14 protein-coding genes are annotated in these 15,655 nt (G+C 55.5%); 6 read left to right on the forward strand and 8 right to left on the reverse strand.

What is annotated here, in order from left to right; all coding sequences use genetic code 11:
• Positions 1-159 precede the first annotated feature (159 nt).
• From KVY02_RS18085 to KVY02_RS18105, 5 genes are all read right to left on the reverse strand, one after another.
• A complete protein-coding gene (locus KVY02_RS18085; RefSeq protein ID WP_081195070.1) occupies positions 160-684 on the reverse strand; it encodes a DUF4411 family protein in 525 nt (174 codons plus the stop codon).
• A complete protein-coding gene (locus KVY02_RS18090) occupies positions 684-1,757 on the reverse strand; it encodes an ImmA/IrrE family metallo-endopeptidase (RefSeq protein WP_218314078.1) in 1,074 nt (357 codons plus the stop codon). The genes KVY02_RS18085 and KVY02_RS18090 overlap by 1 nt, the downstream gene beginning before the upstream one ends.
• A gap of 620 nt (positions 1,758-2,377) precedes the next feature.
• Positions 2,378-2,572: a DUF2933 domain-containing protein gene (locus KVY02_RS18095; protein WP_016915536.1), complete on the reverse strand. Its 195-nt coding sequence runs from the start codon at positions 2,570-2,572 to the stop codon at positions 2,378-2,380.
• Positions 2,569-4,848 (reverse strand): heavy metal translocating P-type ATPase, encoded by a 2,280-nt coding sequence (locus tag KVY02_RS18100; RefSeq protein ID WP_256357539.1) that lies wholly within the window; start codon positions 4,846-4,848, stop codon positions 2,569-2,571. The genes KVY02_RS18095 and KVY02_RS18100 overlap by 4 nt, the downstream gene beginning before the upstream one ends.
• Positions 4,849-4,927: 79 nt before the next feature.
• Entirely contained in the window at positions 4,928-5,461 is a 534-nt protein-coding gene (locus tag KVY02_RS18105; RefSeq protein ID WP_218314079.1) for a Spy/CpxP family protein refolding chaperone, read from the reverse strand.
• Positions 5,462-6,143: 682 nt separating this feature from the next.
• On the opposite strand from KVY02_RS18105, the gene KVY02_RS18110 reads away from it, so the two are divergent.
• From KVY02_RS18110 to cls, 6 genes are all read left to right on the forward strand, one after another.
• Complete coding sequence (locus tag KVY02_RS18110; RefSeq protein WP_026001907.1) at positions 6,144-7,748, forward strand: multicopper oxidase family protein; 1,605 nt, start codon at positions 6,144-6,146, stop codon at positions 7,746-7,748.
• A 96-nt stretch (positions 7,749-7,844) separates the two neighbouring features.
• Positions 7,845-8,705 (forward strand): F510_1955 family glycosylhydrolase, encoded by an 861-nt coding sequence (locus KVY02_RS18115; RefSeq protein WP_026001908.1) that lies wholly within the window; start codon positions 7,845-7,847, stop codon positions 8,703-8,705.
• A gap of 18 nt (positions 8,706-8,723) precedes the next feature.
• On the forward strand, positions 8,724-9,554 hold the full coding sequence (gene lgt / locus KVY02_RS18120) for a prolipoprotein diacylglyceryl transferase (RefSeq protein WP_016915542.1): 831 nt from the start codon (positions 8,724-8,726) through the stop codon (positions 9,552-9,554).
• Complete coding sequence (locus KVY02_RS18125) at positions 9,551-10,591, forward strand: L,D-transpeptidase family protein (RefSeq protein WP_218314080.1); 1,041 nt, start codon at positions 9,551-9,553, stop codon at positions 10,589-10,591. Before lgt ends, KVY02_RS18125 begins: the two co-directional genes overlap by 4 nt.
• A gap of 133 nt (positions 10,592-10,724) precedes the next feature.
• Positions 10,725-11,507, forward strand: coding sequence for a ferric reductase-like transmembrane domain-containing protein (locus KVY02_RS18130; RefSeq protein WP_016915544.1), 783 nt, complete (start codon positions 10,725-10,727; stop codon positions 11,505-11,507).
• A 125-nt stretch (positions 11,508-11,632) separates the two neighbouring features.
• Positions 11,633-12,982 (forward strand): cardiolipin synthase, encoded by a 1,350-nt coding sequence (cls, locus tag KVY02_RS18135; RefSeq protein ID WP_198517594.1) that lies wholly within the window; start codon positions 11,633-11,635, stop codon positions 12,980-12,982.
• Positions 12,983-13,532: 550 nt separating this feature from the next.
• Here cls and nadS read toward each other — a convergent pair.
• From nadS to lspA, 3 genes are read right to left on the reverse strand one after another with little or no spacing between them, the layout of a single operon-like run.
• Positions 13,533-13,802 (reverse strand): NadS family protein, encoded by a 270-nt coding sequence (nadS, locus tag KVY02_RS18140; protein WP_083844211.1) that lies wholly within the window; start codon positions 13,800-13,802, stop codon positions 13,533-13,535.
• A gap of 27 nt (positions 13,803-13,829) precedes the next feature.
• The gene (locus KVY02_RS18145; protein ID WP_168989814.1) at positions 13,830-15,119 is read right to left on the reverse strand and encodes an ISL3-like element ISPpu12 family transposase; all 1,290 of its coding nucleotides are present in this window, start codon (positions 15,117-15,119) and stop codon (positions 13,830-13,832) included.
• A 21-nt stretch (positions 15,120-15,140) separates the two neighbouring features.
• The gene (gene lspA, locus KVY02_RS18150; protein ID WP_016915550.1) at positions 15,141-15,653 is read right to left on the reverse strand and encodes a signal peptidase II; all 513 of its coding nucleotides are present in this window, start codon (positions 15,651-15,653) and stop codon (positions 15,141-15,143) included.
• Positions 15,654-15,655: the final 2 nt, after the last annotated feature.

Below are 15,655 nucleotides of genomic sequence, written 5' to 3' on the forward strand. Positions count from 1 at the left end.
CGTCCTTCGTGTGAACCTGACGGTTGAGGAGCCGAGTGCGTCAATCGCGCACGCTCGGATCTGTGGGGGGCCGGAACGAGCAATCGTCCGGTCTACCCGACCAAGAAAATTGACAGGCGACGATGTCTGGAGCAGTGATTCGTCAAACTAAAGCTGGCATTAAATACTGTCACGCCAATTAGTGCGGAAGTCCAGTGAGCGTAATAGCGCATAAACGGTACAACAACGGACTCCCATATCATCGCACACATCCGGAACTTTACGGTTCTTGCGACGTGCCGAGGGTTTAGGAATCTCATTGGATACCACAATCCTGTTGACTGGATCCCGAAGACCGTAAGCGATTAAAAATGGATCCTTCCCAACCTTCTCAAGTTCTATCTCATCGAGGTCTGATCCATATCCTTCGTCTAGCACTCTGTTCAATAGGTCCACATCAAATTCTTCTTGTAAAACAAGGAGGTCGCGTATCTCTCGGCTTTTAGCCAAGTTTGCATGCTGTGCCTTTGTGCCGCCTTTTATCTCATCAATTGTCTCAAGCGGCATACAGATAGAACCATCGCCAGCATGAAACTCAAGCCAGCGCCAAAATTCTGGCACTCTCTCCATATGGTAGTAATAATCGTGGGCGTGAATGATGATATTAGCGTCGAGAAGAAACAGCTTTTTTTGTTTGTCAGGCATTAAAATCCTACCATTTCAGCGACATTACCTGGGTTAACTCCCAGAACACGACCCGCCTTGGTTTCAGTTAGAACGCCATCCTGTAGCGAACGACGAACAAGGCTGATAAGAGCGCCTCCTGCACGATGGCGCTGCGTATTGTAGAAATTTCCACTTGAGCCAGACTCGCTTTCCTTTGATTTGGCCTTACTGTTCAGCCACAACTCACGAAGCTCAGTGCTAGCCCTTTCCCATTGAGCTTGGTTGAGCAGATTGCTACGAAACAGCCGGTACGCTACCAGTGAAGCGCTAACATTGAGGTCTCCTGCCTCCCGCTGCAGCGCTATGACGAAGGTCTCTTCCGACTGCATGGCAGCTTCATAGACCTCGCTCACCTCATCTGCTGAAATCAGGATGTGGCTCGCGACATCGTTGCAGTAACGCTCAATTTTGTGTTCGTGCGTCTGGGCGCTGATGCCAGTTTTCCCCAGCCACAGGTGTACCACTTCATGAAGCAGAGTGAAGCACCAGGCTGATTTCGAGTCGTTCTGATTGATTACTACAAAGGGTGCAATAGGATCAGAGAGAGCGAAGCCGCGAAAGGCCTCGGTATTGATTGAAGAATGATTACTGCCCAAGTCTCCAATGAGCAACACATAAATCCCTTTGATCTCGATTTTTTCTCGGAGATATTTGAATGCCTCGTGGGCACCTTTCCTTCTTCGATATGCGGCAATATCGATTTCAAAATAGTCCCTTATTGTACGGCAGGCACTATCTACGGCTGAAGTGACTTGCCCTTTACCCACAAAATCGACAATCACGTCCTCCTCTTTGTCAATAAGAGCATCTTTAACTAGTGATTGGCGAAGGTAGATGTCACGAACAAGAGCGCTTACGCTACCTTGATGCTCATCCCGCTTCGCCTCAGGAAGACGACGGAAGTCTTCGCCCAACGAGGCACTACGCGGCGGAGTAGGCAGAAAAAAAGTTATGAAAGGCCTATGGTAATGCTTAACCATTTTCATCAATTGGGGCTGAGTGGGTGAACGGTCACCCGCTTCATACGCTGCCAACATTTCTGAGCCGGTCACTCTCTTTCCGCCAAGGGCTAGTTTGCTAGCCGCCTCCTCGAGGCTTAGGCCAGCAGTTTCTCGAGCCCACTTGAGAATTTATGGATTTGCTTTGGCCATGTCTAGTCCTAACCCCACCGGTATTTTGGGTGCCGGTACGTACATAGTGAATGAATCAGCTTAGCTCTTTAGAATAGAGGATATAAAGAGGAGGACAGCGTGTTTTCCCGCATAATTCGTTATTTTGGCAATTCGGACGCGTCAGCATCTAGTTGGAATTGCCATCATCCAGCATTAGCACTACGGTTGCCAAGGAACAGAGCGAGAAACCTGAATATTTTGGCGATCATGATTTAGTAACTGGCCGGTTGCTTGCTAGCTTATGCCCATGCAGTTTGGGTAGTAGGGCAATGGTTATTTCCTTCTTGTTAAATTAAGTATTTTTTTTATTTGTTTTTATTTTTTCTATCTATATTCAAATCCAGGATATTGAGTAGTACCTATGCTAGTCCAGCAAAATCTATATATTTAAATAGCAGGTGGTCACTACTTGGCCACCTGTCTCTTTAAGGAAGACTGAAGCTAGTACTGGCTATATTTGATGCCGAAGACATCGATTTCATGAACGCAATGACGCTGGCTCACTTCTCATCCTTATTTCTTTGATGATGACCGAAATGGCGATGCATGAGGAAATGCATGCCAAGACAGAGTGTCAGGGGAAGCAACAGCCAGGCCCCAGTGCCCAGTGACTGGCCGCGCCACATTAGAAAGAACATGGCCACGCCCATAATTACTAAGCAAGCAGTCATCATCCAGTGGTGAATGCGGTTCATTTGGCGTCTCCTTGTGGGTTGTTTGTGGCGAAGCGCCGCTTGAGTAGCAGCGAGTTGCCAATGACGGAGAGAGAGCTTGCGGTCATGGCGATGACGCCGATCATCGGGTGCAGCAGACCAATCGCGGCGATGGGAATGGCTGCCACGTTATAAGCGCTGGCCCAGATCAGGTTTTGGACGATTTTGCCGAAGGTGGCGCGAGATAGGTGCATGGCGTCCACCACCCCGGTCAGCTCGCCGCGCACCAGGGTCACGTCGGCGGCCTCGATGGCCACGTCCGCCCCGGCGCCGATGGCGATGCCCACGTTGGCCTGCTTCAGCGCCGCGGCGTCGTTGATGCCGTCGCCCACCATGGCCACGTGGTTGCCGTGCTTCGCCTGCAGGGCGCGAATGGCGTCGACCTTGCCCTCCGGCAGCACCCCGGCCTGGACCTCATCGATGCCGACCTCCTCGGCCACGGCCCGGGCGGCACGCTCGTTGTCGCCGGTGATCATCACCACGTGCAGGCCCAGCGCATGCATGCCGCGGATGGCCTCGACCGACTCCTCCTTGAGGGTATCGGCCACGGCCACCAGGCCCAGGGCCTGGCCGTCGGCGGCCACGATCACCACGGTGCGCCCCTTCGCTTCGAGCTTGCCCATGGCGTCATCCAGGGCCTCGAGGCCGGCCACGCCTTCCTCCTCGAGCAGCCGGCGATTGCCGATCAGCACGCTCGCGTCGCCCACCCGGCCCGAGACGCCGCGGGCACCGGTGGAGCGGAACTCGCTGACCTCGCCGGGCGTCACATCGCGTTCCTTGGCACCATCCACGATGGCCCGGGCGATGGGGTGCTCCGAGGCGTTCTCCACGCTCGCGGCGAGGGTCAGCAGGCGCGTTTCCTCGACTCCTTCGGCGGTGACGGCATCGGTGAGCTTCGGCTCGCCGCGGGTAATGGTGCCGGTCTTGTCGAGCACCATCACTTTGACGTCCTTGAAGGTCTGGATCGCTTCGCCGGAGCGGATCAGGATGCCGCGCTCGGCACCGATGCCGGAGCCCACCATCAGCGCCGTGGGCGTTGCCAGGCCCAGCGCGCAGGGGCAGGCGATGACCAGCACCGCCACGGCGGCCAGGATCGCCAGCACCGGGGTGGCGGCCTCGGGGTTGACCCAGGGCAGGAAGGTCGCGCCCCAGTCGAGGATCGGGCGCAGGGCATCCGGAATGAGCAGCCACGCCGCCAGGCTGGCCAGGGCGATCAGGATCACCGCCGGCACGAAGCGGCCGGTCATGCGGTCGGCGAACTCCTGGATCGGCACCCGGGAACCCTGGGCCTGGTCGATCAGGCGCACCACCTGAGCGAGGAAGGTGTCGCCGCCGACCCGGGTCGCCTTGACCCGCAGGCGCCCCTCCTTGTTGATGGTGGCGCCGATCACGCTGTCGCCGGGGCTCTTGTAGACCGGGATCGATTCACCGGTGGCGATGGACTCGTCGAGATGGCTCTCGCCCTCGATCACCTCGCCGTCGGTGGGGATCTTGTCGCCGGGGCGCACGATCATGATGTCGCCGGGCGCCAGCTCCTTGACCGGCACCTCGACCTCCTCACCGTTGCGCTCCACCCGGGCCGTCTTGGCGCCCAGGGTCAGCAGGCGGCGAATGGCCTGGGAGGCGCGCCCTTTGGCTAGTGCCTCCAAATAACGGCCCAGCAAGTGGAAGGTCATGATGGTGGCAGCCATCTCAATGAACGAGGTCATGGTGTAGAAAAAGCCGACCAGGCCAATCAGGTAGGGCGGCAGGCTGCCCATGGAGATCAGCACATCCATATTAAAGGTGCCGTTTTTCAACGAGCGCCAGGTCGACTTGTGGGTGGCTGCCCCGCCATAGAGGAAGACCACCGGGAAGGCCAGCAGTGCCACGATGGCCAGATAGCCGGGAATTGGCTGCCAGAACATGTGCGGAATCATTAGCAGCATGATCAGGGTGGTGGGTATCGCGGCGATGATCAGTCGCCTGCGAGCCTGACTTAGATAGGCCTCCTCGATCTCGGAGTCGCTCTCGGCGTCCTCCTGATCACTCTGCACGGCAGCCACGTCATAGCCTGCTCCTTCGACGGCTTTCTTCAAGGTGTCGCCGTCGGGCCCGCTTGCCTTGATGGTCACACTGACATGGTGATTGGCAATATTGGTCTGAATCACGCCCACGCCATCAAGGCGTTCGAGCGTTTTGCGCACAATGCCGGCGCAGTGGTCGCTGCCCATGCCGGGCACCGTCAGGGTGATCGTTCTGGACCTGGTGTCACTCATCACGTGCCTCCTGCAGCTGTCGCCGAATGGACGGCCAGGGTTGGCCGTCCGTCCTAATGCCTACGCAATGACATCTCGGTCAGTGGTGGGCGTCATGGTCGTCAGGATCGACGCCGCCCTCGGGTGTGGCCTGCTCAAGCTGTTGGCGCTGCTCGTCGCTCATCAGGTCATGCATGGCATTTCGCATGCGCACCATCTCGGCCATCATCTCACCGTGCAACTCGGCCATCTGTCCGTGTAGCGCCTGAACCTCATCAGGGTCTGGGCGATCGCCGTGCATCTCCGCCATCAGGTCGTCGCGTAGGTTCATCATCCGCCCCATGCGTTCGAACTGGGCAGGTCGGTGCTCCTGCATCAGCTCACGCATCTCGCTGCGTTGATCATCATCGAGCATCAACATCATGTCCATGCCGGCGCCGCCCATCATCGGGCAGGGCATCATGCCGCCGCCCATCATTTCCCCCATCATGCCGGAACCCATGCCGCCCTCCATCATGGAGCGTCCCTGGCCCGCTTGGTCACCCATCATTCCCTGGGCGAAAGCAATGCCGGTACCACTGGCTGCGAGGGCCAGGGTGAGTCCGAAGGCGAGAGTGTGCTTGCGAATATCCATGGTCGTTCTCCTTAGCGACAGGCCTATATCAGCGACAGGCCTATATCAAAGGCCGATGCCTGAAGTATTGAGGCTATGTGTAGCACCTAGGTCAATTCTCAATATGGCATTCAGGCATGCCTAAGGCATCTCAGGGCGTGAAAGTAGGCAGTTTGTTGACCTGTATCAATTTTGGTAATTCGGCAACCTGCCTGCTGCACTTGGGTTGCGTGAGTCTGTGAAGCCATGAAATACTCTTAATATCCTCCACTCGATAGTGATTACTTCTTTGTCATGAATTGCTCCGCTTTTAAATGGCTGCTTTGTTTGCTGCTAAGCCTTGCCTTGGCGCAGCCATTGATGGTCATGGCGATGGATCATCATGAAGATGAACCTTGTCTGTTCACTGACATTGATCTAGCCAGTGGAGCGATCGACGTTGTTGGGTCTGTCAGCATTGGCGACCACGATGCCTCTCATATGGCAGAGTGCTGTATGCCCTGTGCTCAGTGTGCGGTAAACCTAGCGCTGCTTATCGAAGACGCAACCTCCGCCACGTCGACCTTGCCTCGTTATCTGGTCAACTGGTCGCCAGCTCCGCGCGCGCTCTTTGATCGCCCTCCTCGCGTTTAAACCTTCATCGCTGAACGTTCAGCTCGCCTATGGCGGGCCAAGATGATGATTTTAATCACGAGGAATATCCATGAAACGTCGCGAATTTCTTCGCTACACCACCCTGGGTGGTATTGCCCTATCTGGGTCTGGCCTATTGGTTCACGCTTTGGCCGGACGGCATACACAGGCGTCACCAACAGCTCTGCTAGATAACGCTAGCATCCCTGCAGGACAACCCCTTCAACCATTGCCTCGGATTGCAAACTTGAGTGATCAGGTTGGGCGCTTTCAAAGTGTGTTAACCCCCGCTGCCCATGCGCTGCCAGTGAGCGATGGGCTGGAGGCAAAGTTGTGGCTCTACAACGGTAAAGTGTTGCCATTGATTGAGGTGCGCGAGGGGGATGAGTTAGACATTACGCTGATAAACGAGCTTGAGCAGGAAACGACGCTGCACTGGCATGGGGTACCGGTGCCCCAGTCGCAAGATGGGGCACCCTGGGAAGCCGTATTACCAGGAGAGTCACGACATTATCGTTATGTTTTTCATAGGGGGAGTGCAGGGTTACACTGGTTTCACCCCCACCCACATGAAGGTACTGCGCGTCAGGTAGCTCATGGTTTAGCGGGTGCATTGTTGGTCAGGCCCCGATTAGGCGTGTTGCCCGCGGAGGTGGAAGAGCATTTGCTAGTGGTCAGCGACCTGCGCCTGAATATGAATGGCGAAGTGGCGCCCCATACCAGCGAAGATTGGATGAATGGACGCGAGGGGGAGCTTCTGTTGGTCAACGGCCAACGCGAGCCACGTCTTGATGTGGCGCCGGGCACTACTCTGCGGCTGCGGCTGGTCAACGCCTGTGCTGGCCGGTACTTGCGTTTACGCTTGGAAGATCACGAGTTGACCCTGATCGGTACCGATGGCGGGCTGATCGAGCGACCACAACCACTCGAAGAGTTGCTGCTCACCCCGGGTGAGCGGGTCGATCTGCTAGTACGCATCAGCGAGAAATCTGAAAGGAGTTTTGAGCTGGCGAGTCATCCCTATACACGTGGTTGGATGGGGGCTAAGCCGGCACATCTGGACGAGATTGCTTCGCTATTATCGATTCATACCCTAAATACTGGCGTATACCCCGCCGTCGCGTTACCTGACCCCTTGTCCCATATCGAACCCCTGGGCGAACCAGTGGTGAGACGTCAAGTGGAACTGACCGAGGTGATGCCAGACCATGACAATCACGGTGCGGTGAATGGCGATCCGCATGCCGGCCACGGCGGCAGTGACAGCCATCACGGAACCCATGGGCCGGGGCATGGGGCGAGTCACGCTAGCGACGATGATAGAGCGGTTCGACCCAAGGTGGATTTTCTGATCAACGGCCGTGCCTTTGCCATGAACGACGTCCTGTTTGAGGGGCAGGTTGGCGAGGTAGAGGAGTGGGAAGTCTTCAATAACTCCCATATGGATCACCCCTTCCATGTGCATGGCACCCACTTTCAGGTGATCGCTACCCGCGATGCTGACAGGGAATGGCGAGACGCGCCCTGGCTGGCCTGGAAGGACACCGTCAACCTGGCTCCTTATCAGCGTCTCAGGCTGCGCATGGTGTTCCTCAAGCCCGGCGATTGGCTGTTCCACTGCCACATCATCGAACACGAAGAGCTAGGCATGATGGCAACGATCCGTGTGAGTTGAGCTTGCCTTGCCTTGCCTTGCCTTGTTTTGCTTTGGCGTTGCGCGTTGGCTTTGCGTGGTGCTTGTCCACCTGACGACTGATAAGGACGTGATGTCATGACCTATTATCGCTGGCCACTCGCCGTGGCCTTCCTGCTTACCTTGCTTTCAGGTTGCTCCCGAGAACCGAGTAGTATCAGTCTTGAGCAACTGCGAGAGCAGACCCATATTCACGGCCTAGCCGTTGATCGATCGACTAGCGAACGACTATGGTTGGCCACCCATCATGGCTTCTATGCCGTTGGTAGTGATGGAATGGCCCACCGGGTCTCGGAGGAGACCCATGACTTCATGGGCTTTGCTCCTCACCCAGAAGAAGCCGAGACCTTCTTTGCCAGCGGCCACCCGGCCAGAGGAGGCAACCTCGGCGTGGTTAAGTCCCAGGATTCAGGCCGCAGCTGGTCACAATTAGCTATCGGCGTTGACGGCCCGGTGGACTTTCATCAGATGACCATCAGTGAGGCCAGTCCCAACGTACTCTATGGGGCCAATAGTGGCCAGCTCCAAGCCAGCCAGGATGGTGGAGCCAATTGGCAGATTCGCGCCCAGGCGCCGGCCGGGCTGATTTCACTGGCTGCCTCGAGCCGTGATCCCGAACAACTCTATGCCGCCACCCAAACCGGGCTATTGATGAGTCCTGACGGAGGCGAACGATGGCGACAAGTATACCCTGAGCGTCGCCCTACGAGCCTGGTGGTGGCCAGCCAAGGAGAGCTTTACGCCTTCATGATAGGGGTAGGCTTGCTGAGAGTTGGGGAGGGCAGCCGGGATTGGGAGGTAGTCAAGCGTGGCTGGGAAGAGCGCTATCTGATGCATCTGGCGCTGGATCCGCACGACTCCCAGCGTTTGGTGGCGGTTGATGACCTCAATCAACTGCTGATCAGTAATAACGGTGGGCGCGATTGGTCGCACCTCTAATGAATTGGGAGATACCACATGTTGCAATATCCCCAGATTGATCCAGTGGCCATCAGCCTCGGCCCGTTCGCGATTCACTGGTATGGCCTGATGTATGTGGTGGGCTTCGGCGCCGCCTGGTGGCTTGGGCGCCTTAGAGCTAATCGGCTTAAGCTAACCCACGATGACATTAGCGACCTGATCTTTTACTCCGCGGTAGGCGTAGTGGTTGGTGGCCGGTTGGGCTATGTCCTGTTCTATGGAATAGAACAGTTTATGGCCAACCCCTTATGGCTGTTCAAAGTTTGGGAAGGCGGTATGAGCTTTCATGGTGGACTGCTCGGGGTGCTGGCGGCGACGCTATGGTTTGCGCGAAAGCATCGGCTCGGCTTCTTTGCCCTAACCGACTTCATCGCACCACTGGTGCCGATCGGTCTTGGTGCAGGGCGAATCGGCAATTTCATCAATCACGAGCTGCCGGGGCGCGTCAGCAACCTGCCCTGGGCGATGCCGTTTCCCCACATGGGCCCAGAGCCACGCCACCCCTCTGCGCTTTATGAATTCGCCCTGGAAGGGGTGGTGCTGTTCGTGCTGCTGTGGTGGCTTTCCGCTGAACCGCGTCGGCGAGGCCTGATCTCTGGTCTCTTTTTGCTGCTGTACGGCGTATTCCGCTTCACGGTTGAATTCGTGAGGTTGCCGGACGAACACATCGGCTTCCTTGCGTTTGACTGGGTCACCATGGGAATGCTCCTGACTACCCCGATGATACTGGTCGGCATGGCACTGATCACCTGGTCGCGCCAACAGCCGGTGGAGAATCATAGCCAACCCGGTTTATATCTGCGCCGCCGAGAGAGGAAGACACAATGATACTAACGCTTGGGCACTCCCACACCATCACTGCCATTACTATTAAAACGGGGCTAGGCGCGTTGCTTGTTGCTACGCTGCTGAGCACTTCACCTGTGCTTGCTGAAGAAACAGGGGAGTGGCCACTGGGCCACTACAGGTTGCCTGAATACGGTGACCTGATTGGTGAGGCCTATAAGGTAGTGGTAGACAACGAGGCGGATACGCTCCTCGATATCGCCCGTACCCATAACCTGGGCTACGAGGAAATCCGTCGGGCTAATCCGAACGTCAGTCTTTGGGTGCCGGGCGTCGGAACAGAAGTGGTCGTGCCAGCCCAGCACATCCTGCCCGATGCCGAGAGGACTGGCATTGTAATTAACATCGCCGAGTTGCGTCTCTATTATTATCCGGAGGTAGGCGAAGGTGAGGTGCCCCGAGTCGAGACCTATCCGATCGGCATTGGTCGAGACGGCTATGACACCCCACTGGGAATTACCACCACTACCATGCGGCTTGAGGATCCTGCCTGGTATCCGCCACGTTCCATGCGTGAAGAAGCGGCGGCGCGGGGCGAATCAGCACCCGCCGTGGTGCCGCCAGGTCCCGATAACCCACTCGGCAAGCATGCCATCCTACTCGATATACCTGGTTATCTAATTCACGGTACTAATGATCCAGACGGCATTGGCATGCGCGCTAGCCGTGGCTGCATACGCATGTTTCCGGAAGATGTTAAAGCAATATTCGGTGCTGTGCCTTTAGGCACTCAGGTTAATATCGTCGATCAGCCCGTCAAGATCGGCTGGGACGATGGCACTGCGTTCGTGCAGGTATATCAGTTTCTTGAAAATCAGAACCACGGCAGACAAGCACTGCTTGAGATGCAGCCGAAGCTCAATCAGTACATCTTGGATCAATCGGTAAATTATGCACAACTCCAAGAACTGCTGGAGAGATCCGACGGTCAAGTAGTGCCCATCGATACGCCAACTCAGGATGAGCTTGTAGAAGAGCAAGAGCAACCCTTGATACTGTTTCATGAGGTGGGTCTTTAACGCTTTCATACGGGTGTATGGGACGCTGAGAAAAGACAGCCAAGCTTCACAGGCACCCGAATAAAGTCGATATTAATCAAGCGTGAAATAGGGCTAGCATTTCGATGAAATGGTGTCTAGGTATGAGAAAGATATGAACAATCACGTTATAGCTAAAAAAGTCAGTGAAGAGAAACCGGCGTCTTCAATAAAAGCCAATAAGTCGACTAGGCGTCATAGAATTGGAAGACATTTCGTTGTTGTACTGATTGGTGCCATGACAGCTTATCTTTTTTGGTTGAGCCGAATGGAGTGGGACGCTGAGATGCGCACTTGGCGTGCTTTAGGCGATGCTGCTTTTATCCTGTTATTTGTCACCATGGTGATAGGCCCTGTGGTGAAAATATGGCCTAGGCAATTGAGCTTTCTTGTCAATTGGCGGCGAGCCTTCGGGATCTGGTTTGCGATCTTTGCCTCTGTGCATGCTTTTCTAGTGTGGGATGGCTGGGCACGGTGGTCGATTCGTGGATTTTTAGGCTATCAGGAGCTGCCTTTGGCGGGGCTTTCAGGCCCGGTTCTTGTGGATCCGGGGTTCGGGCTTGCGAATATGGTCGGGTTAGTCGCCCTCTTTTTTGGGCTCGTCCTGTTTGCCATATCATCCGACAAGGCCATGCGCTTCCTGGGAAGCTCAACATGGAAGCATCTTCAAAATTATGCCTATGTGGTTTTCTATCTAGTTGCTCTTCATGGAATCTACTTTCTCTTCCTACATTATGAGCTGAGTCTCAGGAATCTAGTTTTCCAGAGTGGGGTGTCTGGGCCCAATTGGTTTCGGTTCTGGTTTGTAGGGCTCGTGAGTATTGTCTTTACCGTTCAGGTTGCGGCAATGATAAAACTGATTTTACAGCGAAGAAAAGGTGGTTTAGGGGGAGCATGAGCGATGAAAGGGAAAAGCCGGGGGCAGTAACGCTGCCCTCCAGGCGACGTCGATTCTGGCGTCGTTTACTGCTCGTGGTGGGAGTTGCTCATCTGGTTGGGTTTGTGTCGTCACTGGATGCGATGATGTCGAGCCGTACCTCTCAGGGAGCTGTGGCCTGGATCGTTTCACTAAACACATTGCCCTATGTGGCGGTGCCAGCCTACTGGGTGTTCGGCCGCACGAAATTCCAGGGCTATGTCTCTGCACGACGCGACGAGAACTCGGTGTTGGGGCAGGCGCTTGCTGAAAAACTGGCCGAGCTGCGGGCTCATGGGGTTTCGGATGAACACGCTGACAAGCATCTGGTGGGTGTCGAACAGCTGGCCAAGCTGCCGTTTCTAGGTAGCAACCGGGTGGAACTGCTGATCGACGGTGAGCAGACCTTCGAGAGCTTGTTTGCCGGTATTGATGCTGCTGAGCGCTATCTGCTTGTGCAGTTTTATATCGTTCGGGCTGATGCAGTGGGATTGGCGCTGCAGGCACGGCTGATTGAGAAGGCTAGGCAGGGCGTGGAGGTCTTCTTTCTATACGATGAAATTGGAAGTTATGCGTTGCCGAGCCACTATCTCCAGACGCTGGAAGAGGCGGGTGTTCGAGTACATCGCTTTCATTCTACGCGGGGGACAGGTAATCGCTTCCAGCTCAACTTTCGCAACCATCGCAAGATAATGGTGGCCGATGGGGAAAGAGCTTGGGTCGGTGGATTCAATGTTGGCGATGAATACTTGGAAGGCCACCCACGAATTGGCCCGTGGCGTGATACCCACCTAATGATTGAGGGGCCTGCGGCCTTGGCGCTGCAGCTGGTGTTTCTTGAAGATTGGCACTGGGCGACTGAGGAAATCCCCGAGCTTCCCTGGTCACCGCTAATTCCAAGCGGCCATGGTACACCGGTGCTCATTCTTCCGAGTGGGCCCGCAGACCGATTTGAGACGGCTAGTCTGATGATTCAACAGGCAATTCACGCCGCGCAAGAGCGTATCTGGATATCCAGTCCCTACTTTGTGCCAGATGAGGGGGTGCTGGCGATGCTTAAACTAGCCTCGTTAAGCGGAGTAGAGGTGAAAATCCTGATTCCCGAACGTCCAGATAACCTTCTAACCTACTTTGCGGCCTATGCCTTTCTCGATTCGCTTCTCGAGGCGGGGGTCGAGGTCTATCGCTACGAGGGGGGCTTCTTACATGGCAAAGCCTTTTTGGTTGACGAAATCGGTGCGGCAGTGGGTACCGTTAACCTCGACAACCGCTCCTTTCGACTCAACTTCGAGGTGACGGCGATGGTGATGGACGCCGACTTTGCCGCCGAGGTTGATGCGATGTTCAAGGCGGATTTCGCGCGGGCACGGCAGATGCAGCCAGAAGAGATCAGCGATAAGCCGCTTTGGCATCGGGTGGCGGCTCGAGCGGCCTATTTGTTTGCGCCGGTCTTATGAGTGTGCTTGATCACTCTATTGCCCGCTGGCCTGTGATTTTGCATTCAAGTCTTCGCTTTGGAGTTTCAGGCCATGATGAAAGCCCCTCGTGCAATACTCAATCCAGATAGTAAACTTCAGGCAACCTCTCGGTTTTAAGCTGAAATAAAATGAACAGTTGAAGAAAAGGTAATGCGATTCACCGAGTTGGCTCGGGCTGGTGTGGTAACTGTACGCCATTAAACTCGTTAGGGTCTGGTACAACCGTAACGAGATCTGTGCAACGGCTGTTGACTCTGTGACGAGCAGGCTATTGGACGCCTCCGATTCGTTGACTGCGCAGATTCCCTAGGAGAGGGTCTTAGTTAATGAAGAAGATATTGTTGCGCAGACCAAGACAACCTTACGGTGGTTGACAGTAGTATGTAGCTGGCTGAACAAGGCCATTGCATTCGCATGCGGATTCAAGGGCTTCAGGTGATGGCGCAATTTTTCCGGGAGTGCGCGTCTAAGAATGCGCTTTTCACACTCACGTCAAATTACCATTATTCTTATGTCAGGAAAGTAGGTGTTAGTGTGAAGCAATTTCATTGAAAAAGTCTGGGTTATTCCGAATCGTCGCCAGTACCTTAGCGGCTAGCCCCGTAGGATTATTACGTTTGCCTTCCCAGCTTTTGATCGTATCCACGCTGGTTCCCATTGCGCTGGCAAATTCCGCCTGAGAAACATTGAGCTTGGTACGAATGGCTTTTACATCGGCTACTTCATGGCGTGCTGTGCGGCTAGCCTCAGTGTTGCCCTGATTAATCTGGGTATACGGATTTAATGGTTGATGGGGCACCTTCACCCCATCAATCTGATACCACCCTCAGATGGTTGATAGATCGACTCCGTAGTTGAGTTCCTCTGCGAAGTCCGGCAGTCCGTAACCGATGGTTTTCTTGTAGAAAGGAGAGACCTTCGCAGTCGGTGCCTTCTTCTTGTGCTTCGTGGTGTAGAGCATTCGTGCCCGCATCACCTCGAAGGAGTAACCGCGCCCTTCACGGTTCTTGTCCTTGGCCAGTCGGTTGATGGACTCAGTGTAAGCGTTGGTGACGGGCATGTCCGTCTCGAAGTAGGTCATGGTCTCTTCGCGCCAGTTTCCCACTGCCCTGACCAGATCGCTCCAGACTTCCTTTTGGCCCTTCGGGATGGTGGCTATCCACTCGTCCAGGGCGGCTTCTGCCTGGAGCCGTGTGGTGGCGTCCCAGATGCCGTAGAAGCGCTCCTTGTGCTCGTAGGCGGCCAGCAGTTGCGGGAACGCGCCTGTCCAGGTCTCCATGATGAGGTGCTCCCGGTCTGAGACTTCGTGAGCGCGTTTCAGCAGAATTTTCCGGTCTCCCTTGAGAGTCCGGCTCTGGGACGGTTTCAGCTCCTTTCTGAGGCCCTTGCGCACTCTCTCTAGGGCATCGTTGGCCATGCGCACCACATGGAACTTATCGACCACGATACGGGCCTGGGGCAGCACAGCCTTGACCGCTGCCCGGTAGGGGTTCCACATGTCCATGCTGACGATCTCGACCTTCTGGCGGTCTTTCAGCTTCATCAGGTAGTTGGTCACCACGTCCTGACGGCGGGTAGCCAGCAGGTCGAGCAGGGTTCGCTCCTCGATGTTGGTCAGGATGCAGCGGTAGCGCTTGTTCAGGTACAGCTCGTCGATGCCCAGAATGCGGGGCGTCTCGAAGCGGTGCCAGCGCCCCAGGAACTCGGCGCGGGCGTTGAAGATGTCGCGTACCGTCTTCTCGTCCAGGCCGGTCTGTGCCGCCACAAAGGTGTAGGGGTGGTTGAAGGATTCCTTCTCCACGTACTCATGCAGCCGCAGTGTCATACGGAATCCGTCCACCATCTCCGGTAGCTGGGGCCTGAATGTTGTCTTGCAGGCCCGGCAGGTGTATCGGCGGCGGACCACCCAGAGAGTGACCCGCTTGCCGTGGATGGGCAGATCACGATAGGGAACGTCACGCTTGCCGAACCGTACGAACTCACCCTGCACGCCGCATTCCTCGCAGGCGATGGGATCGGGCACGTCCACCTGGAAGTGCATTTCGTCGTCGGTTGATTTGCAGCCCAGTACTTGGTATTGCGGCAGGTGAAGGATGTTGTCGGGAAGTTCGGTCATGGTGTTGTATAGGCGTAGGTGTCAGTCAGATCCATCCGGCTCGGCATTGGTGTTTGCTTTTTTACCCAACAAGCTGCTGGAAACGAAAAGTAAGGCACCGAGGACAATTGCAATATCAGCCAGGTTGAAGGCCGGCCAATGCCAGTCTCGCCAATAGAAATCAAAGGAATCCACAACATAGCCGCGAAAGACCCGGTCAATCAGGTTGCCCATGGCGCCACCGAGGATAAGACTGTAAGCGATGGCTTCTCCTTTATGACGATTTTCAAGGATCAGCTTGATCAGAAAAATCGAGACCACTACCGCGATTCCGATAAAAAAGTAGCGCTGCCAGCCTCCACCATTCGCAAAAAGACTGAATGCGGCACCGGTATTCCATACGTGTACCCAGTTAAAGAATGAGGTCACTGAAATAGACTCGCCATAGGCCATTGATTGCTGCACCAGCCACTTTACAGCCTGATCAGACGCTGCCAGCAGGCCCGATATGGACAATAGGGCATACGGCGAGAGCTTTTTGCCAATAATGAGCATTA

This window comes from Halomonas sp. 18071143, assembly GCF_019211725.1.
GTDB classification, from domain to species: Bacteria; Pseudomonadota; Gammaproteobacteria; order Pseudomonadales; family Halomonadaceae; genus Vreelandella; species Vreelandella stevensii.

Coding starts and splice junctions, on each gene's coding strand:
- KVY02_RS18085 (WP_081195070.1), bottom strand. CDS start 684: ATGCCTGACAAACAAAAAAAGCTGTTTCTTCTCGACGCTAATATCATC.
- KVY02_RS18095 (WP_016915536.1), bottom strand. CDS start 2,572: ATGAACCGCATTCACCACTGGATGATGACTGCTTGCTTAGTAATTATG.
- KVY02_RS18100 (WP_256357539.1), bottom strand. CDS start 4,848: ATGAGTGACACCAGGTCCAGAACGATCACCCTGACGGTGCCCGGCATG.
- KVY02_RS18105 (WP_218314079.1), bottom strand. CDS start 5,461: ATGGATATTCGCAAGCACACTCTCGCCTTCGGACTCACCCTGGCCCTC.
- KVY02_RS18110 (WP_026001907.1), top strand. CDS start 6,144: ATGAAACGTCGCGAATTTCTTCGCTACACCACCCTGGGTGGTATTGCC.
- KVY02_RS18115 (WP_026001908.1), top strand. CDS start 7,845: ATGACCTATTATCGCTGGCCACTCGCCGTGGCCTTCCTGCTTACCTTG.
- lgt (WP_016915542.1), top strand. CDS start 8,724: ATGTTGCAATATCCCCAGATTGATCCAGTGGCCATCAGCCTCGGCCCG.
- KVY02_RS18125 (WP_218314080.1), top strand. CDS start 9,551: ATGATACTAACGCTTGGGCACTCCCACACCATCACTGCCATTACTATT.
- KVY02_RS18130 (WP_016915544.1), top strand. CDS start 10,725: ATGAACAATCACGTTATAGCTAAAAAAGTCAGTGAAGAGAAACCGGCG.
- cls (WP_198517594.1), top strand. CDS start 11,633: ATGTCGAGCCGTACCTCTCAGGGAGCTGTGGCCTGGATCGTTTCACTA.
- KVY02_RS18145 (WP_168989814.1), bottom strand. CDS start 15,119: ATGACCGAACTTCCCGACAACATCCTTCACCTGCCGCAATACCAAGTA.
- lspA (WP_016915550.1), bottom strand. CDS start 15,653: ATGCTCATTATTGGCAAAAAGCTCTCGCCGTATGCCCTATTGTCCATA.